We start from the raw sequence: 23218 nt of genomic DNA, 5'->3' as shown, positions 1-23218 counted from the left end.
CTGCGGTGGTGGTGAGGTGCGCCAACCTAAGCTCCTTTCACCGCCGACGGAGGAAGTCCGCCATGGTCACTCGCGGGTTCACAGGCCGCCAATCCGGATCAGAACCATCGGACCGGATTCCCCCGGGACAGCACCTCGTCGACAATTTTCCGGTGCTTACAGCCGGTCCCACGCCGCGAATCGAGCCCGCGGACTGGGCTTTCACGCTCAAGGTCGGACCTCGTCCAGTCAAGGCGTGGGGCTGGTCGGAGTTCAACGCGCTCCCACGAACCAAGATGACGCGAGACATCCACTGCGTGACCTCGTGGTCGAAGCTCAACACCGCCTGGGAGGGCGTGGCCGTCGATGACATCCTCGCCGACGCTGGCCTCAGCGCACCCACTCCGTTTGCACTCGCACATTGCTACGACGGATACTCCACCAACGTGCCACTCGCCGACCTCGCAATGGGGAACGCGATGGTCGCGCTCAAGTACGAGGGCCAGCCGCTGCCGCGCGACCATGGGGGGCCCGCGCGCCTGCTCGTGCCGCATCTCTACTTCTGGAAGTCGGCGAAGTGGGTGAACGGGCTTCAGTTCACGGAGCACGACGAGGCCGGCTTCTGGGAGCTGCGCGGGTACCACATGTACGGCGATCCGTGGAAAGAGCAGCGATACACGAATGACTGAAGCGATTGCCGCAACCGCGCGATGGCAGAGCTGTGCGATTGTCGAGATCGCGACGAGAACGCAGGCTATCAAGAGCTTCTTTCTCAGCCTCTCCGAACCGTTCGACTATAGGGCCGGACAGCACGTTGACGTGCGGCTGACTGCGTCCAACGGCTACACTTCTGTGCGCAGCTATTCGATCGCCTCGGCCCCGAGCGATTCCAAGGTGATTGAGCTGGCGATCGGGCGCCTCCCGGACGGTGAGGTGTCCCCGTTTTTCCACGACGTCGCCCAAGTAGGCGACACGATCGAGCTTCGCGGGCCACTTGGCGGACACTTTCTCTGGCCGGGGCCTGTCAACAAACCAGTGCTCCTGATCGGCGCAGGCTCGGGCGTCGTGCCGCTCATGGCGATGATCCGGTATCGGAAGGCCGGCGGAGAGCCAGTGCCTGTAGCGCTGTTGCTCTCCTCCAGGACCTGGGGTGACGTGCCGTTCAGGGACGAACTCCTCGAGCTCGAGAGGTCGCTTCCCGATTTCGCACTCGCCTTGGCTCTGACACGCGAGCCGGCGACGCGCCGCACCGACTTCAGCAGGCGGATCGACTGCAGGATGGTCACTGACGTCGCGGGGCGGCTGCCTGCGTCCCCCGGCTGCGCCTTCGTGTGCGGGTCGAACGCCTTTGCCGACATCGCGGCGGACGCCGCGCTCGCTTTGGGACTGGAAGCCGGGGCGATCAAGACCGAACGCTACGGCGCTTGAGAGACGAGAGGATAGTTTTCGCAAACGCCGGATTCTCCGCGCGGCCCGCGGCGATCGCGGTCGCGCTGAATCCAAGGATACGCAGCAGTGAACGAAACGGGAGCCATCCGAATGCTGTCTAAGACGATCGATGTCGACGGCTCGAGGATCTCCTGCTGTGAAGGCGGCGCGCATGGCGGGGGCACTCCGACATCGAGATCGTCGCAGCACTCCAGAAGCGGGATACAGCCATGTTTTCAGTGATTTTCGAAGTCTTCCCCCATAAAGAGAACTGGGATGACTACCTCGACAACGCCAAAATGTTGCGACCTGAGCTGGAACAGGTCGAAGGCTTCGTCGATAATATCCGCTACAAGAGCCTGACCCGCGAGGGCTGGATCCTTTCGCTTTCGAACTGGCGGGACGAGAAGTCGCTCGTCCGCTGGCGCACCCGCATGCGCCATCACGAGGTCCAGCAGAAGGGCCGCGACGAAATCCTCGCGGACTACCACCTCCGTGTAGGCCAGATCACTGCCGACAATCAGGTGCCTGCGGGGTACGCCCTTGCGGAGCAGCGGCTCGACGAGACCGAAGTGGGCGAGGGAACGACGGTCACGTTGATCAACGCGACGCGCCCCCCGGAGTGGAAGCAGACTGACAACCCGTACGACTGCGCCGAGTGGCTCGGACTGAACCCTTGGGCCGCCGACAGCACGTCCTGGGACATCTTCGACGCAGTGCTCACGCCCGGTGACCTGATTCTGCTCATATCCTGGAAGGACGCCGCCGCGGCGCAGGCCTACGAGGACGCTTCTGCGCCGAATGACAAGGCGAGGATCAGGAGGGTGAGGATCGTCCGCGACTACGGGAAATACGACCGTCGCGAGGCGCCTCAATACTACGCAGATGTGAAGGGCGGCGAGACCCTCCACGCCTGACGCCGATCCCGATGATTCGCCCGGACATACTGACGGTTTGACGAGTCGTTGGGGGCTTCCTCCGCTTGTTGTCGAATGATTGATCTCTGCGCTGACGATCATGCCTTGGGATCGCATACAAGCGGCGCGGGGGCCGGTCCGGTTCTCGCCAACCTCGCAGCGCGCTGGCCCGGCTCTCAGAAGTTCCTGAAAGCGTGTCCGTGCGTCCAAATCAATAGGCCGAACCGTTCCAACGTGCGCACGCAAGTTGCATCTACGCCACATGATTGCGACGTGCCCGTCACGTCGTCGAGTGCGAAGGCTCGTCAGTCTCGACGGCCGCACTTTGACGGAGAACAACCCATGGAGCTTCATCAAGTTCGTTACTTCCTGGCCGTGGCGTCCACGCTCAACTTCACCCGCGCGGCCGAGCAGTGCAATGTCACGCAGCCCGCCTTGACCAAGGGGGTGCAGAAGCTCGAGCAGGAGCTCGGCGGCCAGTTGATCTACCGCGAACGCCAGCTGACGCAGCTCACCGACCTTGGAAAGGAAGTTCTTCCGATGCTGGAACGCACACTGGCCTCGGCAGAGGCGGTGCGTCGCCGAGCCCAGGATTTCCAACGCAAGGACGTCGCGCCACTGAAGATCGGTCTCGCCCCTTCCATCTCGGCGTCGCTCGTCCTCGATCCGATCGCGGAGATCGCAAAGTTCGTCCCTGGACTTCACGTCGAGCTGCGCGAGGGCGCGGCCGAGAAGCTCGTCGACCTCTTGCTTGAGGGCGAGATCAACGCCGCAATGGTCGGCGACGTGCAGGACGTGCCCGCCCGCATCGACGACTGGTCGCTGTTCGAGGAGCGCTACGTCGCGGTTCTCGCGCCGACACACCGCCTCGCAAATCGTCCCTCGATCGGCATCGACGACCTCCGTGAGACCATTTTGCTGGAACGCGCCGAATGCGACGTTGCCCCAAAGATCCAGAAGTCGTATTTTCCCGAGAAACCGCCCCAACTCGGCCACTGCAGCGGCCACGACTTGCATCTGCAGCACATGGCCGCCGCTGGCTTCGGCGTGATACTCGCGCCCGAGCACATGCCGCGCCTTCCGACGCTCAAGAGCATTCCGCTCGAAGGCGACCCGGTTTCGCGCGAGGTGCGGCTACTGGCTGTGCAGGGGCGCCGCTACTCGCCGGCGCTGGACGCTTTCGTCAAGGTCGCGCGGCTTCGCGACTGGTCGGTCGAAGTCCCAGACCGGCGTGTACTGCGCGCCGCGGTCCCGGAAGCGGCGAGGACGCCGGCATGACCACGACGCGCACTCCGGCAGCCAACCACTTCCAGCCGATCAATCCGCAGCCTGACAACTCCCAACCGATGCCAAATCAGACCGACAAGACACTTGCCCGGATTCGCACCGAGCTTTTGACGACGTTCAGCAGCGCGGACTTGGAGTCATACAACCACCTCGTGGGCTGGCTTCGGGATACAGATGTGGCATCGCACGCGCTGAAGGTTGGAGACGACGCGCCAGACTTTCTCCTGCCGGATGCCGACGGTCGTCTCCACTCCGCCGAACAGCTGCGCCGCAACGGACCCCTCGTCCTGAGTTTCTTCCGAGGCGGCTGGTGCCCGTTCTGCACCGCAGAGCTCTGCGCTCTTCAGGCCGCGAAGGATGAGTTCGAGAGCGTCGGCGCGACCCTCGCAGTCGTGACACCCGACACAAGAGACTTCCCGCGGCAGCTCAAGCGAAGTCTGGGCTTGGACCTAAACGTGCTCTCCGACGTCGACTACGGCGTTGCCATGTCGTATGGCGTACTGTTCCGAGTGCCCGACGAGACCAAGGCGCACTATTCCGAGCAAGGCTTCGACTTCGGCGCCCGGCACGGGTCACCGGTCTGGATGTTGCCCATTCCCGCGACCTACGTGATCGACGCGAAAGGCCGGATCCGTAGCGCGTTCGTCGAGCCCGACTTCACCAAACGGGAAGAGCCGGCGCAAATCTTGGCCTCGCTGCGCCAGGCCGCTTCCACGTCCCGATGAGGGAGGCAGAAGGTGGAGAGCGACATCCGGGATAATCCGGCAATGAGCCGGTTTGAAATGCCCCTCGGCGACACCGCGCTCGCGGTCGCCTACTACAAGGTCGAAGACGGTCGCGTCGTCCTGCTCCACACGGAGGTGCCACAAGAGCTCTCCGGCCTAGGGTACGGATCGATGCTGGCGCTTGGCGTTTTCGAAGCGTTGCGACGCGGCGGGAAAAGAGTAATCGCGAAGTGCCCCTTCATGTCCTCGCACGCCGCTCAAAACCCCGAGTATGCCGTGCTCCTTGATGGCTGATCGAAAAACGGACGGCGCGCACGCGCGCACAACGCTTGGGCGACGATACCCCAAGACTATCGAATGCATGTCCAAAGGGAATTTCCGATTTCGTCGGCTGTGTCCGATCCTCAGGTCCGCTGGACCGGCCGAGCATGCGGCTGGCTCGACATTGATTGAAGCCATTGCGCCGCGCCGCCGTGCCGCGCGCGGGCAGCAAAGGAGACCCCATGAAATTATCGAGGACTGTCGGCCTGGCCGTCGCCGTCTCGCTTGTCGCCGGCACTGTGGCGGCGCTCGCTCAGATCAGCGGAGCGGCTCCGGCCAACCCGACAGCGAACGTGGCGGACGCCGCCGGGCACCTGCGTGTGCCGGCAGACTACCGAACCCTCTACCAAGCGCTCGGGAACTGGGCAATTGCCGCCGACAGCGGCCAGGGTTCGAAGGAAATGCACGCCGTCTACGCATCCCCGGGGGCAATCGACGCCTATCGAAAGACAGGGCACTTCCCGGATGGCGCCGTTCTGGTGAAAGAGGTCTTCGCAACCTCGACGAACGAGATGACCACCGGCACGGTAAGCCACGCCGACAAGCTCAAGGGTTGGTTCGTCATGGTGAAAGACAGCAAGGGAACGCACCCCGGCAACTCGTTGTGGGGCGACGGGTGGGGATGGTCGTGGTTCGATGCGGACAAGCCGCTCAAGACCACCTCGACGGACTACCGTTCGGATTGCCAGGGGTGCCACGTGCCGGCCCAGGCCACGGACTGGATTTATGTGAATGGATATCCCGTCCTGCGTCACTAGGTGGCCGTATGCGCGGGCGCTCTCCTCTTGCTGCAGTTTCGCGGAGGCAATGTCGAAAGCCGCAAGCTGGAAGATTGAAGAGCGTGTTGTGACCATTCGTTTCGGCTATCGGCTTGGCGGGTCCGATCGACGTTCGGAGTACAAACGAGCGCATGGAGTTCGACGTGTCCTTCTCGGTCTATGACATCACGGTCCCTGTCATGGTGCACGGACTGAACGTGATGGACGACTATCTCGATCACGCTCAAGCACTCGAGCGGATCAGGGGGATTGAGCCTGGGAGGATCCTTGGCGAGCGGCTCGCGACCGACATGCTGACTTTCGGAGAACAGTTTTCCGTGAGCTGCAACAAGGTCTACGCACACATGGCGAAGCTGATGCAGCGTGACGTGCCAGCACCCCACAACGTCGCCATGATGTACCCTGCATTGAAGGCGCGGCTCCTCGATACGCGCGACTTCTTGCAAAACGTGCGGCCGGACGAGATTGTCCGCGCGCAGTCCCGCACATACGAACTGACACCGCCTATCGTGCGTGGGTGGTTCGGCGGCGACGATTACATCCGGCACCTGTTGCTGCCCGACTTCTTCTTCCACATCTCGATTGCGCACGCGATCCTTCGGCATCTCGGCGCGAAGATCGGGAAGCGCGACTACCTCGGCAACCTCAGTCAGCAGAGCGGCGGTGACTACTCATGAGAGGCGGACGCGGCGCGGGACACAGGCCCCACCCAAAGTTCGCGCCGGAGATTCGCGCCTTGATGGTGGGAGCGGCTACCAGCAGCGCTCGTCGACTCAGATAGCGTTCAAATGCGGGACGCCGGCACGTCGTCCGAGGCTGTGTGACGATATCTGCGCTATGTGCGCGCCGCCACAGACCGACGCGGCTTTCGACAAGCCGCCGCCGAACCCGGGGCTCGTGAATCGACCATCAGCCGTGGCATCCGACAGTTGGAGGATCGTTGGAGGAGGTGCCGCATGCTTTCTAGGCCTCTCCCGAGCCGCCCGCTTTCGCCGCGGCCGGCGTCGGGGTTATTGCAGTTGTCAAGGCGCCGCCGATCGAGGTCACGGCGGCTACGGCGAGACCGACTTCGTAGCCAGATTCGAAAGACGCGACACCGGCGGCCAGTGCCACGCCGGCAAGCTGCGCAATCCGGCTTGCCGCATTGTTGATGCCGGAGGCGAGCCCTTCGTCCGTCTGGTCAACGCTCGACAGGACGGACGCAGTCAGCGGTGCCACGAGCACGGCGAAGGACAGGCCAAGCAGCATCATGGGTGCAATCACGCTGAGCATTAGGGATTCTTCCTGGCCGAGCGCCATCCAGACATAAGCAAGCGCCGCACCAGCCGGTCCAGCGATGAGCATGGTCCGCGCACCAATCTTGTCCGCCAACCCACCGAACACGCCCGACAGAAGTCCCACGCCGAGCGTGAAGGGCAGGAATGCCAGCCCGGCGTCGGTCGATGACAGGGCGCGGCGGTCGATGAGTTCAAACGGGAGCAGGAAGAACATGATCGAAACCCCCGCGTAGATCATCAGGGTCGCGACGTTCAGCCCAAGAAAGGCGTGGTTCTCCACTAACCGAGGTGGCGTCATCGGGTGTTTGCTTATGCGCTCCCAGAACGCGTAGAGAGCGAGCCCGACAATGCCAAGCCCGGCGACGATCGCGAGCACCGTACGCGGCTGGGCTGTAGCGTCCGCGGCGGCCCGAGCGCCACCGGGGCCGATCTGACTGAGCGCCCAGGCGAGCGCTCCGATCGCGGAAGCGAGGATCGCGGCGCCAATCACGTCGAACCTTCGGTGGATGCGCTCATCCTTGGGTGCGAAGACCAGCAGAATCCCGACGGTGACGAGCGCCAGCGGCGGGTTGATCCAGAACACGGATGGCCAACCAAAAGTCTCGGTCAGCCAGCCGCCTAGGACAGGACCCCCGGCGGTGGTGAGAGCCGATGCCGCGGCCCATAGGCCGATCGCCCGGTTCCGCTCCGCGCGCGGATAGGTGGCCCCAATCAGGGCGAGGCTTGCGGGCGTGACGATCGCGGCGGCCGCTCCCTGTGCGACGCGGGCAGCGATCAGCCATGCAGGCGAAGGCGCCAGCGCGCAAGCCGCGGAGGCCAGGCCGAACAGAACGCAACCGAGCCTGAGCATGCGTGCCTTGCCGTAAACATCCGCGAGCGCGCCGCCGATCAATGTCAGCGAGGCGAGCGCCAGCATATACCCGTTGAGAACCCATTGAACGGAGGCGAGGTCGGCTCCGAAGTCAGCGCGCAATCTCGGTAACGCAACGGGCAGCGCTGTCCCATCGATGAACGCCATCGAGGACGCGAGTACGCAGGCCGCGAGCACCATGCGCCGGCGCCGAGGCGGCGCTTCCCGCCCGAGCTCTCGCGGACAGGGTTCGGCATCGATAACACCGCGGCTGCAGCGCTCTACAAACGGCTCCGCCTCGTGGCGACAAGCTCGCCGTCTCTGGCTTGTAGGAGGGGTCATTTGCAGTCTCGTTTTGGATTATTAGCTGCGTCTGGCAGCGGTCTCACATCTTGGCGGTCGAACCCCCGCGATGGAAATCACCTCTCGCCATAGAATCAATCGACGATCGTTATTGCCGCTCGCTGCGTGGCGTGATGCCGTCGCGGCCTACACACTTGCCTGGGCTTACGAACGACAAAGAGAGCCGTCGCAGCGCTATTCCCAGCTGCTATCGAAACTATACCTGCCGGCTATTGGAAAAGTTCGTCCCGCGTTGTGATCAATAGCTACGTCGACCACCAGCAAAGCGCTCTTCCGCCTCGCTTTCGGAAGCTACCCATGGCCGCTGGCATGGATATGTCGAACGGGTCTTATCGACGGAAACTATTCGGCGAAGAGACAAGTAACTGAGGAGACAATTCGTATGAAGGCGATCGTCGTAACGGACCGGACTGCGGGAACGGCCGGAATGACGCTCGTGGAGCGGCCGGAGCCGCAGGCGGCGATCAACGACGTCGTCGTTCAGATTCATGCGTCGGGATTCACCTCGGGCGAGCTGACGTGGCCCTCGACGTGGACCGATCGCCTCGACCGTGACCGAACACCTTCGATTCCCGGGCAGGAACTGGCCGGTGTGGTTACCGCTCTCGGCTATGGCACGACGGGGCTGTCAGTGGGACAGCGAGTGTTCGGCCTTTCAGACTCGTATCGCGGCGGCACGCTGGCTGAGTATGTGGCTGTCGAGTCACGCAACCTCGCGCCGCTGCCGGGCGACGTCGACTTCACGGTGGGTGCGAGCGTAGCGATGCCGGGCCTGACCGCGTGGCAGGGACTGTTCGTGCACGGCCGCCTTCGGGAGGGGCAGAGCGTCCTCGTGCACGGCGCGGCAGGCGCAGTCGGGTCGATGGTGGCGCAACTCGCACGATTGGCCGGCGCCTATGTCATCGGCACCGGACGTGCGGCCGATCGTCAGAAGGCGCTCGACTTCGGCGCGCAGGAATTCATCGACCTCGAGAACGACGTCCTCGAAGACGTCGGCGGAGTCGATCTGGTGTTCGATGTCATCGGCGGCGGCATCACGAAGCGCTCTGCTGGCGTGATCCGGCCCGGAGGAACACTGGTGACCATCGCCGGGCCGACCGAGGCGCGGCCCGCCGACGGTCTGGCGATCGACTTTGTTCTCGTGTCAGATCGCGCCCAATTGGGTGAGATCGTCCAGCGGGTGCGGGACGGACGACTTCGGACGAACATCGGCAACATAGCGACCCTCGGAGATTCCGTCGCTGCGTTCAATCCAACCACGCGGATCGTCGGGAAGACAATCATCCGCGTTCGTCCATAGCGAACTCGGGGAAGGGCGAATGATCCTGTCCTCTTCGTGGGTCACCATCGCGTCGCGGAAGATCCTGCCATGCAGCACGGGCACCTCATCAGGAGGAAGAATGTGACGTTTGATCATCCGATTTTCACGGGTCGGCTAGCGCAGTCCCCTGATTGGCTGCAATGATGTTGCGAGGAGTGATCCGCGAACGGACACGGCGGCTCGGCTTCGTGCTGCTGACCAATGAGTTCGCGCCGCTAATCGCGCAACCTAACCTGAGGGATTAGGTCGTGAGCAGCGCATCCCTGATTCTGGCCGACCGCGGCCTGGCGCTGTCCGAGCCGAAGGCCGTCGGGGCGCAGGGCAGCGCCAAGGTGCTCGCCGCGTCAAGCCTGGGCGGCTGCCTCGTGTTCGTCAGCAGCGCCGTGGTCACGGTCGCTCTCGCGGCGATTGGCCGAGACATGCGTCTGTCGCCGCTCGACCTGCAGTGGGTGATGAACGCCGAGCTCCTGCCGCTCGCGGCCTTGACCTTGGTCGCCGGCGCTCTGGGTGACCGGTTCGGACAGAAGCGGATCTTCCTCGGGGGGATCGCCCTCTACGGCTTGGGCGCGGCCGCGATTGGTTTCGCGCCGAGTTTCGCGCCGCTCATCGTCGGCCGCTTCCTGCAGGGCTTGGGCGAAGCCGTGATTCTGCCGAACGGCCTTTCCGTGCTCGGGCGGGACTTTCCCGCCGACAAGAAAGCGCGTGCGGTCGGGATCTGGTCCGCCGCCGCGGCTGTTGCCAGCGGCGTCGCGCCCGTGATCGCGGGTGCGATCCTCGATCACGGGTCTTGGCGGACCGCCTTTCTGATGCTCCTGCCCATCGTCGCCGGCGCGCTGGCCGTCGGCGCCGCGTGGATATCCAAGGACGCCCCGACCGGCGACGCCCGGATCGACGTCGGTGGGGCGGTCCTTTCAACTGTCGGGCTCGGCGGCCTGGGCGCGGGGCTGACCAGCCTGACGAACGGTTCCGGTCCGAACCTTTGGGTGCTCGTTACCCTGATCGTCGGTCTGGGCAGCTTCGCCGGCCTCATCGTGAGCCAACGGCGGTTGGGCGAAAACGCCATGCTGCCTCCGTCCCTCTTCGCCGCGCGGTCGGTCGTCGGCGCGAACCTGTTCAGCGCGCTCCTCTATGGGCCGTTCACGGTCATGCTAACCTTGATCCCCTTCGTGATGATCCGGGGCGCGCACCTCTCGACGCTGGCGGCAGGCCTGGCCTTCATTCCCCTGCAGGTGCTGATTACCGTCGTCTCGCCGCTCGCCGGTATGCTCTGCCGCCGGTTCGGCCGGCGCCTGCCATTGTTCGCCGGCGGCACCGTCGTCGCCTTGGGATGCACCATGGCGCTCCGAGTCGGTCCGAACGCGACCTATTGGGCGGACATCTTCCCCGGCATCCTGTTGCTGGCGCTGGGCATGAGCCTGGCGATCGCGCCGCTGACGACCCTCGTCCTCACCTCCGTCGAACCCGATCGCGCCGGAACTGCGTCGGGCGTCAACAGTGCGGTCTCGCGCGCCGGCTCGCTCTTCGCCATCGCCCTGCTCGGCGGCGTCCTGCAGCAGGGCGGTCCTCAGCTATTCTCAGGATTCCACATGGCGATGGCGGTCGCCGCGGTCGCCAGCGTTTTCGCCACGCTCGCGGTGTTCGTTATTGAGCCGGGGCCCCACGTTGACTTCATCCCGCGAGACTGAGCCGTTTGGTGTCCGCATTCGGCCGGCGAGCAAGTCCAGGAGGAAACAATGAAGAACGAAGACCACCTATGGGCAGAGGGAAAAAGCTCATGAATATCCGAGCCATTATCGCCGCCACCTGCGCCGCCTTCGCCTTCTCGATGGCCCGCCCCATCAACGCCAATGATGGCGAAGCGCAAATCGTCACAAAGAAATTTGAGGCGGCCATTCCCAATATCCCTGGTAAGGCGTTGCTCGCCGTGGCGGTCGATTATGCACCGGGCGCGGCCTCTCTGCCCCACACCCACGCGAAGTCGGCCTTCATCTACGCCTACGTGATCTCGGGCGCGATCGAATCGAAGGTGAACGACGGTGAGACGCGCATCTATCGGGCAGGCGAGGGCTGGTCGGAGCCGCCGGGCGCGACCCATTCGATTAGCCGCAACGCGAGCAAGACAGACCCCGCAAAGCCGCTCGCTGTCTTCGTTCTCGATGCCAATGACAACCCGCTGACGACGCCCGTCAAATAACCTACTCGCTGCGCCAGGCAACAATCCACGGTGATGATATCGGCCGCGAGCTTATCGCGACCGTCATCTGCCGTGCCCCGAAAGCCGAAAAATATGCTTCACGCAACTAACAGCATCGACCCTGTTGAGAATGTATTCGCCCGAGACGTCGTCGGCGGGTTATCCGCTGATGTGAAGACATTGCCGAGCCGTTGGTTATACGACGAGCGTGGATCTGCACTTTTCGAAGAGATAACGAGGCAGGATGAGTATTACTTGACTCGAGCCGAAACGTCGATCTTGCGAGAGCGGCGGCGTCACATCGCCGATTTTGTAGAGTCTGGCGCGATCCTCATCGAATATGGTGCGGGAGCCGGCGTTAAGACTGAGCTTGTGCTGGCAGGGTTGCGTAACCCACGAGGCTACGTTCCGATCGATATCGCCGCCCCCTTCCTTGCAGAAACGTCGAAGAGGATCGCTTCGCGCTTCCCATCGCTCTGGGTCCGCCCGGTAGAGCGCAATTTCCTGGATGTATTCGAAGTCCCGTTTGACAGCTGCTATGGCGGCAGGACTGGATTTTTTCCGGGCTCGACGATGGGGAATCTGGACGCGATCGAGGCGAAGACCCTGCTTACGCAGATGGGGCGACACCTGGGCGACGACGGACGCGCCATCATCGGTGTCGACCTTCAGAAAAGCGTAGATATGCTTCTCCGTGCTTACGACGACAGCGCGGACGTGACGGCCGCTTTTAACCTCAACCTCCTTGAGCGGATCAACACCGAACTGGGCGGCGACTTTCGTTTGGAGCAGTTCGAGCACGCGGCGCGCTGGAACGAAATCGACAAGGCCGTAGAGATGCACCTGGTCAGCTTATGCGATCAGTGCGTTACAATCTGTGGGCGGACGTTCAATTTCAGAACGTCGGAAACCATCCACACTGAGAGCTCCCGAAAATATACTGCGGAGAGCTTTGAGCAGCTCGCCCGCTCCGGCGGATGGAGGGTTGCCGAGGCTTGGCAGGATGCGGACAGGCTATTCGGCCTGTTCGGACTCATTCGCTACTGAGGGGCCGATCGTGCGGCCCACCAAGTTTCCCGAAAAAGAGTGGTGTAAAGGAAGCGGCATGGAGCAGTCCCCCCAAATCGGCGACAGGATCACCGACAAATCAGCATCGCCCGATGACACCACGGTCCGCGACTGGATCGGGCCGAAGGCGTTCGAGCATTGGGCCGAACTGCGGAACTGGATCGAGGAACACTACCCCGGCGTTTTCGCGCCGGATTGGCTCTATCGTGGACAGAAGCGCGGCTGGTCCCTGCGTTACAAGAGATCCAAGGCTTTCTGCACTTTTCTGCCGGAATACAGGAAGCTTTCGGTCGAGGTGGTCTTGGGGACAGCAGAGCGAGAGAAGTTTGAGGCGCGGCGCTACGAGTGGCGCACGCAGCTGGTCAAGCTTTACGATGAAGCGCAAACATATCCTGATGGAAAATGGCTGAGAGTTGCTATCTCATCCGCAGCCGATCGACATGACGTGACGGAGCTTTTAAGTATGAAGCGTCGTTTTCTACGGTCGGGCCGTTGAGACGCCCGCGCCGTGGTGGTCTCCCAGATCAGATCGGCGCGCTGCGAGCGCCTTCTTGTGCAGCGGCGCGACGTCCTCGTCCTCGCGGGCAACCTGGCGGCCTAGATCGATCCCTTGAGTGTTTCATCCGAGAGCTTCGACATTGTGGTATCGAATGACGCCGCATTGTTGACGTCGATTACCACCCGCGCGCTGGCCATGGCTTCCTTGAGCCCTTCTCCGGTGACTGTGTGTTGACGCCACAGCTTTGCGCGACGCTTGCGATCGCTTCGTGGCCGCCTTGGCGAAGAATGGCGGCGGTCTTCGCGCCGATCGGCCCGGTGCGCCGGCGAGCCTTTCGTCGATGGACCGAGCAGCCGAGCTGATCCGGTTGTGTAACGGTCGCGCGGCTGCTTGTCCTCACGATTTGCCGGCGCGTTTGTTGAAGAGGGCGACTTAGCCGAACGTCGATCCGAGATCGCCCATGGCCACGTCAGCCGCTGACCGTGATGTCGATCCGGTGTGGTTCGTCGGCGAGCTCGCTGTAGCTGATCGAGGAATTACGCCGGCTGGCGCATGAAATTGGATGATCAAGCATCGCTTTCTTGCTGATCCACGATCAGCGGCAGGTTCAGCTCGGTGGCGAGCACTTTGTCCACCGTCGACGTGCGGGACCTCGCTGGTAATGAGCGGTGCAGAGTCGGAAAAAGCGGATAGCGTCGGCGATATCGGTCGGTGCACCTACCAAAGGCCCGGACGCGTTCCCAAGAAACGTTACCTGGGTGCTTCCGGGCTCTGGCGTCAAGCTCACTTACATGGAGGCTCTGAGCCCCTCAGACTTCGTCGATGCGACCGGATAGTGTTCAGATAGAGCCAGCCGGCGCAACGGCAGGAAAGTCCTTCTCGGGATCGAACACGTTATTGAAAAAGTTCGTCAGGGAGTACATGGCCACCAGCGCGACAATCTCGATGACGTTCGCATCCGTGTAGCCGGCATCGTGGACGGCCTTCAGATCGGCGTTGCTGACCTTGCCGCGGGTCGTGATGACCTTGCGCGCAAACTGGATCGCGGCGTCCCGCTTCGGGTCGCTGGCATGGCCCATCCGAGCGAGAATGATTTCATTGGCCGGCAGCTTGGCCATATGATCGGCCGTAAAGCTGTGAACCGTCAGGCAGTAGTCGCAGCCATTCACTTCGGAGACAGCGAGACCGATGCTGTCACGCGTCTTCACGTCGAGCGCCTTGCTCAAGGAGCCGAGCAGGGCGGCCCATGAGTTGAACGCGATCGGGCTTGCCGCGAAAGTCGCCATCATATTCGGGGTGAACCCGATATTCTTGGTGAACATATCGAGGGTCGGTTTCGAATCGGCCGGCACCTGTTCCGGCCTTAGAGCTGCAATCCTTGGCATCACATTCTCTGTAGTTTGCTGGTTTCACTAATAATCAAACGAGATTCAAGACATCGGCCAACGGCCGGCGCGGCTTCTGCGGCCAGTTCCCCGGACGCACAGTCCCTACGGACAACAGCATGACCGGTACCTCGTCCTTGGTCAGTCCGAACTCGCGGTGCACCGCTTCGGCATCGAAACCGATCATCGGCGTCGAACCCAAGCCTAGTGAGAGGGCCGCATAGATCATCGCCGCAGCGCCGAAGGTGCCGGTGCGCACTGCCTCGTCCCGCTGGCGCTGCGGGTACTCCATGTACAGATCGCGTGCGGGGATTTCCCATTCCGGCACCATCTTTGCCGGCATGATGCCCGCTTCCACCAGCGGTGCCAGACGCTCTGGGACGACGCTGGAATCGGCCAACTGGCCGCAGACGATGAAGGTAACGGCCGCTTCGGTGATTGCGGGCTGGCTCCAAGCGATCGGACTCAACCGAGCTTTGGCTTCCGGCGTGCGTACGGCGATGAAGCGCCAGTTCTGCAAGTGGAAGGATGTCGGCGCGGTGGTGCCGATTCGCACCAGCTCGCGGATCTGGTCGTCGCTCAGGGTGGCGGTGGGGTCGTAGTACTTGGTGGCGCTGCGGCTCAGGATACATTCGATGACGGCGTTGGTCATGGTCATTCGGTTGGTCATGGTGGTTCCTATGCGTGAAGGGATAGGTTGAGATAGCGGGTGCTTTTGCTCTCTTTGCTGGAAATGCTGCGGGGATGGAGCCCTTTCGACATCTCATGTCAGGGGGCGTGGGTGGGTTCCCAGTGCCCCCGGCGCGGCTAAAAGGACGCAGCGGGCTGCGAGCATCGAATGCGTGTCGTTCACGGTCGAATGCGGATGATCGTCTTCCCGCTAATCCGCTTGGTCGGATTGAAAGCCGCGACTGCATCGTCGAGAGCCGCGATGTTGCCGATGTTCGTCCGCAGTCGTCCGTCCCGCACGCGCTGGACGATCTCGCTCAGTTGGGCACGATCGGACTCAACAACGAAGTCGACCGCCAGGCCATCGCGGGGTCGCGCTTCGCTCGGCCCGACGATGGACACCAGCGTTCCTCCAGCTCGAATCAAGCGCGCGGAACGCTTCCCGATGTCGCCGCCGATGACATCGAACACCAGATCGACTCCGCCGATGTCTTCGAGGACGTCGTTCTCGAGGTCGATGAATTCCTGCGCGCCGAACTCGAGCGCCTTCTGACGGTCGTCGGCGCGCCCGGTGCCGATGACATAGGCGCCGCCCAATCGTGCGAGTTGTGTCACCATCGACCCGACTGCGCCGGCCGCGCCATGCACGAGGATGCTCTGCCCTGTCTGAAGGCGGCCGTGCTGGAACAGCCCCTGCCACGCGGTGAGGCCCGAGATTGGCAGACTCGCGCCCACCGTGAAGTCGACGTCGCCCGGGAGCGGCGCGAGGTTGCGCGCCTCCATTGCTACAAACTCCGCCAGGGTGCCGTCGCGATGCCAGTCGGCAAGGCCGAACACTCGCTGTCCCACTGAGAGCCCCGTTGTGCCATAGCCGAGCGCGGTGATCACTCCGGCCAGCTCATGTCCGGGAATCGATGGTGTTCGGTCATGCTCGAGGCGGTCGGTCCATGTCGAGGGCCATGTCAACTCGGTAGGGACGAATCCCGACGCATGAATTTGAACGACGACGTCGTTAATCGCCGCTTGTGGCTCGGGCCGCTCCACGAGCTTCATTCCGGCAGTTCCCGCAGCCTGGTCCGTTACGACGATTGCCTTCATCATCCAGCTCCCTGTCTACGGTGTGTCGTCATCTTTCAAGTGTCTTTGCAGACGAGCAAGGCTACGATCGTGAGAATCGATGGTCCAATGACCTGTGGCTATGGAATCGATGCCATCGGCCCGAAAGATCAAAGCGACTGCGCTGAGCCGCGGAGCGAATGCCCCATGAGGCGTGGCGGGTTCGCCGAACCGGAGACGCTGCGGGTATGATAGGCTACGACGCCCGGTGCAGGATCGACGGCGCGAGAGACGCTCAATCCGGAGTGATATTCGGGATCGGGAGCAGAGCCAGATCATCCTCGTAGCTGGCCTGAGTGCTTGCGTTGCGCCCGGAAATAGCAGCGTCCAAGCGCGTGCTGATATCCGCTCCAATGCCGAGAATTTTACCAACGGGACAGAGGTTTGCTGCTTCCAGCAGGAATGCGCGCTGTTGTGCGTCGAGTTCTCCCCCGAGCACGAGGGTGCGCTCGAACGAATCTCTTTCGCCCTGGGCGCCATGGTGGAAGCTGACACCCACTTCCAATCGCTCAAGTGGAAGTTTTTCGCGCCGGGCCTGAAAACGAACGCTCATAGCGGTGCATGCGGCAAGAGATGCGCTGAGAAGGTCGTAAGGATTGGGTCCCGAAGAAATGTGGCCGACGCCATCCGGGCCGCCGACAGGAAACCGAGATTCGCCGACTTGGCCAACCAGCGCGCCATGATTGGTGGGGTCGCTTGCGACGACAACTTCGCGGATCTTGGTCATGATTAGGTCCCGATCGTCCGAATGATTGATCCCCGGCTTCAACGAGTGTGCACGTCAGCAGCGCCGAACGAACCTTAGAGTTCGTGCGATCTCAGCGCTGCGCCCGCTCGAGCCGGTGCGTTCACCAACTAAATCCGGCGACCATTCGGGTAAAGCTATCATGTCCATAACGGACAGGAATGCTCTAAAAAGTCCATGTCGAAGCTCGGTGGCCGGAAAATCCGTGACACGCGCGCCGAGTTTGATGGTCTTTCCGCTCACGGACCATGCATCGACTTCTATCAAGCCGAAGCTTCAGTCGGAGGGACAACGCGCGGGAATAGAAATCATAACGGTCTGGCATTTCCCAATAATAAAGTCACCGACGTAGTCTCGCTCGGAAGGTGCTCGGCTTCGGAGCGGATGGGCGTGGACGCTTGCATACGTCGGGCGTCGTGACCGGGTGTAAACCGAGGTCGAAATCGACGACCGGTATGCGCATGCTGCGTGTCATCCACCTGGTGCTGGAATTTCTGATGTGCCTAGGCGATAACCGCGGAGAAGAGAATGCTGCTGCCCCGTCGACCGGTTCCCGAATTGCGCGTGCCCACACTTGCTCATGGCGACTTTGATCTTGCGGCAATGGTCGCCGCGCCGAAGCAATTTACATTGATATCATTTTATCGCGGGCTCCATTGCCCCGTCTGCCTCAAGTATCTGCGCGACCTGGAAGCGTTGATTCCTGAATATGACCGCCGCGGTACAAAGGTTATCGCGATCAGCTCTGACGTTCGCGAGCGTGCTCAGGCAATGGCAACCAAGGTCGGTTCCAACTTGCGATTCGGGTATTCGCTACCGCTCGCGGTTGCTCGCGAATGGGGGCTCTATATTTCGTCGTCGCGTGGACATTCATCGATTAACATCGAAGAGCCGCCACATTTTTCGGAGCCGGGTGTATTCCTCGTCCGACCGGACGGTACTTTATACTACGGCGCGGTTCAAACAATGCCGTTCGCACGTCCGCTGTTCTCGGAATTGCTTCAGGCGATCGACTTCGCCGTCGCGAAGGACTATCCGGCGCGTGGCGAGTATGACGGCCCTGTCTGAGCGTCAATCAATTTGGCAGCGCGCGGCCCAACGGTGACGCCGCGCAGTGTGCAAAACATTCACGTGGGTCAAAAATGACGCACAGGACCCCGCGCGCGCTTTTTGCCGTTCTCGCGCGCCATGTACGAGCTCGAATCTCGCTGCACCAAGCCGCTCCGGCATTGATTGCCTCTGCAGGATGGAAACGCCGGCTTCGAGTGTCATGCGGCTTTTGGCATTCCTCGCTCCGGCCTCACGCCACCCGGTGAGCCGCAATAACGACCGTTTATCGACTCCATGGCGATAGGTGATTTCCCTCGCGGGCGGTGCAAGGTCCACGCTTCAAAGCATCGTCGAGCCGAAACGTGCGGTTCCGCGAGAGACACGCGTAACACGATGGAAGATTGGCAAGGCAGTGGGTCGATATGCAAAGCAACGATGTCATCGAAATCGCCGCACCATGGGCACGCTGACACTGCGACCCGGCGGCACTTTGGCGGCAACAAAGCTTCCGGCTGCAGCGCGCGGTTTGTTTCGTCGCCTTCGATACGCCGGCGCGCCGATCGGTCTGCTGTTCGCGCTGGCGCTCGCCGGCTGCGACGAGAAGGCGCAATCGCGGGCGGGCGGGCCTCCGCCGCCGTCGGTGACGGTCGCGCAACCGGTAAAACGAACGGTCACTGACTGGGATGAGTTCACCGGGCGCTTCGAGGCGATCGAGGAGGTTCAGGTCCGCGCCCGCGTCGGCGGCTTCGTCAACAGCGTCGAGTTCAAGGATGGTGCGATCGTCCATGCAGGCGATCTTCTCTACATCATCGATCCGCGCCCGTTTGAGGCGGTCAAGCTGCAGGCCGAAGGTCAGCTCGCCGACGCGCGGGCCAAGGAGGAGCTTGCCAAGCGCGAACTCGACCGTGGGCTGACCCTGGTTCAGACTAGCGCAGTTTCCGAACAGGTCGTCGACCAGCGCCGTCAGGCATTGCAGGCGGCTCATGCGGCTGAGACGCAGGCCGAGGGTACGCTGAAGGCCGCGCAGCTCAACGTCGAATTCACCAATGTGGTGGCGCCGATCACCGGCCGCGTCAGCCGGCATCTGGTGACCCCGGGCAACCTGGTGCAGGGCAGCGAGAGCGGCGCGACACTGCTGACCTCGATCGTGTCGCTCGATCCGATCTACATCTATTTCGACGTCGACGAGGCGACCTATCAACGTAACAGCAAGCTGTGGTTCGAGGGCAGGCGGCCGAGCTCGCGCGACACCGCAAACCCGGTGCGGGTGGCGTTGACCGGCGAGACTAGGCCCTCGCATGAGGGGAAGATGGACTTCCTCGACAACCGGCTCGACGTTTCCACCGCGACGCTTCGCAGCCGCGCCATTATCCCGAACAAGGATCTGTCGGTCCTGCCCGGGCAATTCGGCCGCGTCCGCATCATCGGCTCCTCGCCCTATGAGGCGCTGCTGGTCCCGGACACCGCCATCGCCACCGACCAGTCGCGCAAGATCGTGTTCGTGGTCAAGGACGACAACACGGTGGAAGCGAGGGCGGTTGTGCTCGGTCCGCTCGATGACGGCCTGCACGTGATCCGCGAGGGCCTCAAGGCGGAGGACCACGTGATCGTCGACGGGCTGCAGCGCGCTCGCGTCGGCGCCAAGGTGACGCCGAAAATGGCGCAAGCTCCCGCAGGGGGCAAAGCGCCGGCAGTTCCGGCAGACAAGGCGCTGGCCGGCGACAAGCCGGCGGCAGGTGCGAAGCCATGAATCTCGGAAGGCTTTCCATCAACCAGCCCATCCTGGCGATGGTGCTGTCGATCGTGCTCCTGATCGTCGGTACGATCGCCTATCAGACGCTGCCGGTCTCGGAATATCCGCAGGCGGTGCCGCCGACCGTCACCGTCACCACGCAATATCCGGGTGCTTCGGCGCAGACCGTATCCGACACTGTTGCTGCTCCAATCGAGCAGGAAATCAACGGCGTTGAGGACATGCTGTACCTCTACAGCCAGGCGGCCTCGAACGGTCAGCTCACCATCACCGTCACCTTCAAGCTCGGCACCGATCTCGACAAGGCCCAGGTACTGGTGCAGAACCGCGTCGCGATCGCGCAGCCGCGCTTGCCCGAGGAGGTGCAGCGCAACGGCGTCATTACCCGCAAAAATTCACCGGATATCTTGATGGCTGTTTTCGTGCTGTCGCCCGACGACAGCTTCGACCAGCTCTACATCTCCAACTACACGCTGCTGCAGGTCCGCGACCAGCTGTTGCGGCTCGACGGCGTCGGCGACATCCAGATGTTCGGCGCGCGCGACTATTCGATGCGGCTGTGGCTCGATCCCGACCGGATCGCCAATCTCGGCCTGACCTCGGCCGAGGTGCTGGCGGCGATCCGGGCGCAGAACCTGCAGATCGCCGGCGGCCAGATCGCCGAGCCGCCGATCGCCGATCGCGCCTTCCAGCCGAACCTCGTCTTCACCGGCCGCCTCAAGGACATCAGGCAGTTCGAGGACATCGTGGTGAAGGCCGGCTCCGACGGCCGCACGGTGCGGCTGCGCGACGTCGCTCGCGTCGAGCTCGGTGCGCTGTCCTATGCTACTAGCAGCCGCATACTGCGCAAGTCGGCGGTCGCAATGGTGGTGACGCAACGGCCCGGATCGAACGCGCTCGCCACAGCGAAGGCAATCTCTACCACCATGGCCAAGCTGAAGGAGGGTTTTCCGAAGGGGCTCGACTACAATATCGGCTACAACCCGACCGAATTCATCGCCCAATCGGTCCACGAGCTGATCAGGACGGTCTATGAGGCAATGGCGCTCGTCGTCATCGTGGTGTTGGTGTTCCTGCAGGGCTGGCGGCCTGCGATCATCCCGATCATTGCGATCCCGGTGTCGCTGGTCGGCACCTTCGCGGTGATGGCAACGCTCGGATTCTCGATCAACAATTTGACGCTGTTCGGTCTGGTTCTCGCGGTCGGCATCGTGGTCGACGACGCGATCGTGGTGGTCGAGAATGTCGAGCGACATCTCCGGCACGGCATGAGCCGGCGCGAAGCCGCGCTCAAGACGATGGAGGAGGTCGGCGGCGCGCTGGTTTCGATCGCGCTGGTGCTGTGCGCGGTGTTCGTGCCGACCGCCTTCCTCGGGGGCATCTCCGGGCAATTCTTCCAGCAATTCGCTGTCACCATTGCGGTCGCGACCGCGATCTCCTGCTTCTGCTCGCTGACGCTGTCACCCGCGTTGGCCTCGCAGATCCTGGTCCCGCATGAGGAGAGGCGGCCGGCAGCGCGTTGGAACCTGATCGCACGCGGCTGGTCGGCCTTTACCGGTGTCTTCAACCGCGTCTTCGACCGGCTGTCTAATGGCTATGCGGCCTTGGCGTCGTTCGTAATCCGGCATTCGACGCCGATGCTGTTGCTCTATGTCGCATTGATTGGCAGCGCCGGCTGGCTGCTCGCGACTACCTCGCAGGGCTTCATCCCGGCGCAGGATCGCGGTTACCTCATCATCTCGGTGCAGTTGCCCGGCGCCGCGTCGCTCGCGCGAACCGCTGCGGTGGTGCAGGAGATCGAGCGGATCGCGCTGGATACGCCGGGTATCGTCCGTGTCGGGGCGTTCAGCGGCTTCTCCGGCGCAACCCGCACGCAGGCCGGCAACGCCGCGGCGTTGTTCCCGGTGTTCGACGAGCCGGAAGCACGGCAGAAGAGGGGGCTGACGGCGAATGCGATCACGGCCGATCTGCGTAGGCGGCTGTCGGTGATCCAGGGCGCTTTCATCATCGTGATTCCGCCGCCCGCGGTGCCGGGCATCGGCACCGGCGGCGGCTTCGCTATCCGTATCCAAGACCGACAAGGGCGCGGTCCCGAGCTGCTCGCAGCCGCGACCGACGAGCTCGTCGCCGCAGCGCGGAAGTCGCCAAACTTGACCTCGGTGTTCTCGCCGTACTCGGCGAACACGCCGCAGCTGTTCGTCGATGTCGATCGCGTCAAGGCGCAGAAGCTCGGCGTTCCCATCGCCAACGTCACCAATACCATCGAGACCTATTTCGGCTCGACCTATGTCAACGACTTCAACCTGTTCGGCCGCACCTACCACGTCACGGCGCAGGCCGATCTGCCGTTCCGCAAGGAGAACTCCGATCTGGCACGGCTGCGTACCCGCAATGCGGCGGGCGACATGGTGATGCTCGGCAGCATCGTGGACTTCAAGGACATCTCGGGACCCGACCGCGTCGCGCGCTACAATCTCTACTCGGCGTCCGAACTGCAGGGCGAGCCGGCGCCAGGTGTGAGCTCGACGACGGCGCTTAACACCATCAAGAAACTCGCTGACGAAACGTTGCCGAGCGGCTTTTCCCTCGAATGGACCGATCTATCCTATCAACAGGTCACGGGTGGCAATGCCGGTCTCTACGTTTTCCCGATTTGCGTGCTGTTCGTCTATCTGGTGCTGGCCGCGCAATATGGCAGCTGGACGCTGCCGTTCGCGGTGATCCTGATCGTGCCGATGTGCCTGTTCGCGGCCACCATCGGCGTCCGCATCATGGGGCAGGACGTCAACATCCTGACCCAGATCGGATTCGTGGTGCTGGTGGGGCTGGCGGCCAAGAATGCGATCCTGATCGTCGAGTTCGCGCGCGACATCGAGCTCGAGGGCAAATCGCGGCTGGAGGCGGTGATCGAGGCCTGCCGGCTGCGGCTGCGGCCGATCCTGATGACGTCATTCGCGTTCATCCTCGGCGTGCTGCCGCTGGTGGTGTCGACCGGCTCGGGCTCGGAGATGCGCCAGGCGGTCGGGGTTGCCGTGTTCTTCGGCATGCTCGGCGTCACGCTGTTCGGCCTGGTCTTCACGCCGATCTTCTACATGGTGGTGCGCAACCTCGCGGAAGGAAAGAACGAGGGCAAGCCGATTCAGATGATCGCGGCTGCGGCGCGGTGAGATGCAGTGATGGCAATCCGCCATGAGGCCGGAGCACTATCTCCGTCACGCTGACCCAAGGTCTGTGAGCTGCATTAGCCCGACGTTCGCGGTGGATCAACCGGCCGCGCGGCTCTCAGTTTCTGCACCCCCTGGTCAGGGCGGTACTGCTCGGTTGCACGGGTGAAGTTGAGTGTCGACGCCAGGGCGAGGAAGTAGCGAACTTGATGAAGCTTTGTCCGTCATCCAACTTTCCTTCCAGGTTGCTGTGCCCCCCGAGTCCCTTGGGATCAGCGGGCATGCGCTTGTTGACCCGCGTTTTGCCGCCTTTAGCGAGCAAAGCCTG

At 62.8% G+C, this 23218-nt stretch carries 21 protein-coding genes; 16 read left to right on the top strand and 5 right to left on the bottom strand.

The window, feature by feature from the left end; all coding sequences use genetic code 11:
• Nucleotides 1–62: 62 nt before the first annotated feature.
• From QA639_RS37870 to QA639_RS37835, 8 genes are all read left to right on the top strand, one after another.
• Complete coding sequence (locus QA639_RS37870) at nucleotides 63–668, top strand: sulfite oxidase-like oxidoreductase (protein WP_157345873.1); 606 nt, start codon at nucleotides 63–65, stop codon at nucleotides 666–668.
• On the top strand, nucleotides 661–1407 hold the full coding sequence (locus QA639_RS37865; RefSeq protein WP_283088674.1) for an FAD-binding oxidoreductase: 747 nt from the start codon (nucleotides 661–663) through the stop codon (nucleotides 1405–1407). Before QA639_RS37870 ends, QA639_RS37865 begins: the two co-directional genes overlap by 8 nt.
• Before the next feature lie 230 nt (nucleotides 1408–1637).
• Nucleotides 1638–2324: an antibiotic biosynthesis monooxygenase family protein gene (locus tag QA639_RS37860; RefSeq protein ID WP_283088673.1), complete on the top strand. Its 687-nt coding sequence runs from the start codon at nucleotides 1638–1640 to the stop codon at nucleotides 2322–2324.
• A gap of 342 nt (nucleotides 2325–2666) precedes the next feature.
• Nucleotides 2667–3602, top strand: coding sequence for a LysR family transcriptional regulator (locus tag QA639_RS37855; protein ID WP_283088672.1), 936 nt, complete (start codon nucleotides 2667–2669; stop codon nucleotides 3600–3602).
• The gene (locus tag QA639_RS37850) at nucleotides 3599–4336 is read left to right on the top strand and encodes a peroxiredoxin-like family protein (RefSeq protein WP_157345882.1); all 738 of its coding nucleotides are present in this window, start codon (nucleotides 3599–3601) and stop codon (nucleotides 4334–4336) included. The genes QA639_RS37855 and QA639_RS37850 overlap by 4 nt, the downstream gene beginning before the upstream one ends.
• Nucleotides 4337–4348: 12 nt before the next feature.
• Nucleotides 4349–4630, top strand: a complete 282-nt coding sequence (locus QA639_RS37845; RefSeq protein WP_283088671.1) for a GNAT family N-acetyltransferase — start codon at nucleotides 4349–4351, stop codon at nucleotides 4628–4630.
• 209 nt (nucleotides 4631–4839) lie between these two features.
• Nucleotides 4840–5415: a cytochrome P460 family protein gene (locus QA639_RS37840; RefSeq protein ID WP_157345884.1), complete on the top strand. Its 576-nt coding sequence runs from the start codon at nucleotides 4840–4842 to the stop codon at nucleotides 5413–5415.
• A gap of 152 nt (nucleotides 5416–5567) precedes the next feature.
• Nucleotides 5568–6113, top strand: coding sequence for a DUF1993 domain-containing protein (locus QA639_RS37835; RefSeq protein ID WP_157345886.1), 546 nt, complete (start codon nucleotides 5568–5570; stop codon nucleotides 6111–6113).
• A gap of 286 nt (nucleotides 6114–6399) precedes the next feature.
• Here QA639_RS37835 and QA639_RS37830 read toward each other — a convergent pair whose 3' ends face one another.
• Complete coding sequence (locus QA639_RS37830; protein ID WP_038377876.1) at nucleotides 6400–7764, bottom strand: MFS transporter; 1365 nt, start codon at nucleotides 7762–7764, stop codon at nucleotides 6400–6402.
• A gap of 544 nt (nucleotides 7765–8308) precedes the next feature.
• Between QA639_RS37830 and QA639_RS37825 the strand changes: the two genes are divergently transcribed.
• The 5 genes from QA639_RS37825 to QA639_RS37805 all read left to right on the top strand — a co-directional run bounded on the left by QA639_RS37825 (nucleotide 8309) and on the right by QA639_RS37805 (nucleotide 13005).
• The gene (locus tag QA639_RS37825) at nucleotides 8309–9226 is read left to right on the top strand and encodes an NADP-dependent oxidoreductase (protein WP_028337073.1); all 918 of its coding nucleotides are present in this window, start codon (nucleotides 8309–8311) and stop codon (nucleotides 9224–9226) included.
• Nucleotides 9227–9495: 269 nt separating this feature from the next.
• Nucleotides 9496–10932 carry an MFS transporter gene (locus QA639_RS37820; protein ID WP_157345888.1) on the top strand — a complete coding sequence of 479 codons (1437 nt, stop codon included), beginning with the start codon at nucleotides 9496–9498 and terminating at the stop codon, nucleotides 10930–10932.
• An 89-nt stretch (nucleotides 10933–11021) separates the two neighbouring features.
• Nucleotides 11022–11441: a cupin domain-containing protein gene (locus tag QA639_RS37815; protein ID WP_157345890.1), complete on the top strand. Its 420-nt coding sequence runs from the start codon at nucleotides 11022–11024 to the stop codon at nucleotides 11439–11441.
• A 93-nt stretch (nucleotides 11442–11534) separates the two neighbouring features.
• The gene (gene egtD, locus QA639_RS37810) at nucleotides 11535–12488 is read left to right on the top strand and encodes an L-histidine N(alpha)-methyltransferase (protein WP_157345892.1); all 954 of its coding nucleotides are present in this window, start codon (nucleotides 11535–11537) and stop codon (nucleotides 12486–12488) included.
• A gap of 58 nt (nucleotides 12489–12546) precedes the next feature.
• A complete protein-coding gene (locus QA639_RS37805; protein WP_283090692.1) occupies nucleotides 12547–13005 on the top strand; it encodes a DUF3788 domain-containing protein in 459 nt (152 codons plus the stop codon).
• Between the two features lie 842 nt (nucleotides 13006–13847).
• Here the strand turns inward: QA639_RS37805 and QA639_RS37800 are convergent.
• The 4 genes from QA639_RS37800 to QA639_RS37785 form a co-directional block, all read right to left on the bottom strand.
• Nucleotides 13848–14393 (bottom strand): carboxymuconolactone decarboxylase family protein, encoded by a 546-nt coding sequence (locus QA639_RS37800; RefSeq protein WP_283088670.1) that lies wholly within the window; start codon nucleotides 14391–14393, stop codon nucleotides 13848–13850.
• 34 nt (nucleotides 14394–14427) lie between these two features.
• Nucleotides 14428–15063, bottom strand: a complete 636-nt coding sequence (locus tag QA639_RS37795; protein ID WP_283088669.1) for a nitroreductase family protein — start codon at nucleotides 15061–15063, stop codon at nucleotides 14428–14430.
• Between the two features lie 179 nt (nucleotides 15064–15242).
• Entirely contained in the window at nucleotides 15243–16160 is a 918-nt protein-coding gene (locus tag QA639_RS37790) for an NADP-dependent oxidoreductase (protein ID WP_028337067.1), read from the bottom strand.
• A 253-nt stretch (nucleotides 16161–16413) separates the two neighbouring features.
• Nucleotides 16414–16905 (bottom strand): OsmC family protein, encoded by a 492-nt coding sequence (locus tag QA639_RS37785; protein WP_082190654.1) that lies wholly within the window; start codon nucleotides 16903–16905, stop codon nucleotides 16414–16416.
• Between the two features lie 546 nt (nucleotides 16906–17451).
• Between QA639_RS37785 and QA639_RS37780 the strand changes: the two genes are divergently transcribed.
• The 3 genes from QA639_RS37780 to QA639_RS37770 all read left to right on the top strand — a co-directional run bounded on the left by QA639_RS37780 (nucleotide 17452) and on the right by QA639_RS37770 (nucleotide 22893).
• Complete coding sequence (locus tag QA639_RS37780; protein WP_283088668.1) at nucleotides 17452–17991, top strand: peroxiredoxin-like family protein; 540 nt, start codon at nucleotides 17452–17454, stop codon at nucleotides 17989–17991.
• 439 nt (nucleotides 17992–18430) lie between these two features.
• Nucleotides 18431–19723 carry an efflux RND transporter periplasmic adaptor subunit gene (locus QA639_RS37775; protein WP_283088667.1) on the top strand — a complete coding sequence of 431 codons (1293 nt, stop codon included), beginning with the start codon at nucleotides 18431–18433 and terminating at the stop codon, nucleotides 19721–19723.
• The gene (locus QA639_RS37770) at nucleotides 19720–22893 is read left to right on the top strand and encodes an efflux RND transporter permease subunit (protein WP_283088666.1); all 3174 of its coding nucleotides are present in this window, start codon (nucleotides 19720–19722) and stop codon (nucleotides 22891–22893) included. The genes QA639_RS37775 and QA639_RS37770 overlap by 4 nt, the downstream gene beginning before the upstream one ends.
• Nucleotides 22894–23218 lie beyond the last annotated feature (325 nt).

The organism is Bradyrhizobium pachyrhizi, from assembly GCF_029714545.1.
Classification (GTDB): Bacteria; Pseudomonadota; Alphaproteobacteria; order Rhizobiales; family Xanthobacteraceae; genus Bradyrhizobium; species Bradyrhizobium pachyrhizi.
The sequence above is the reverse complement of the archived record's forward strand: the minus strand, read 5'-3'. Positions and strand labels throughout refer to the sequence as shown.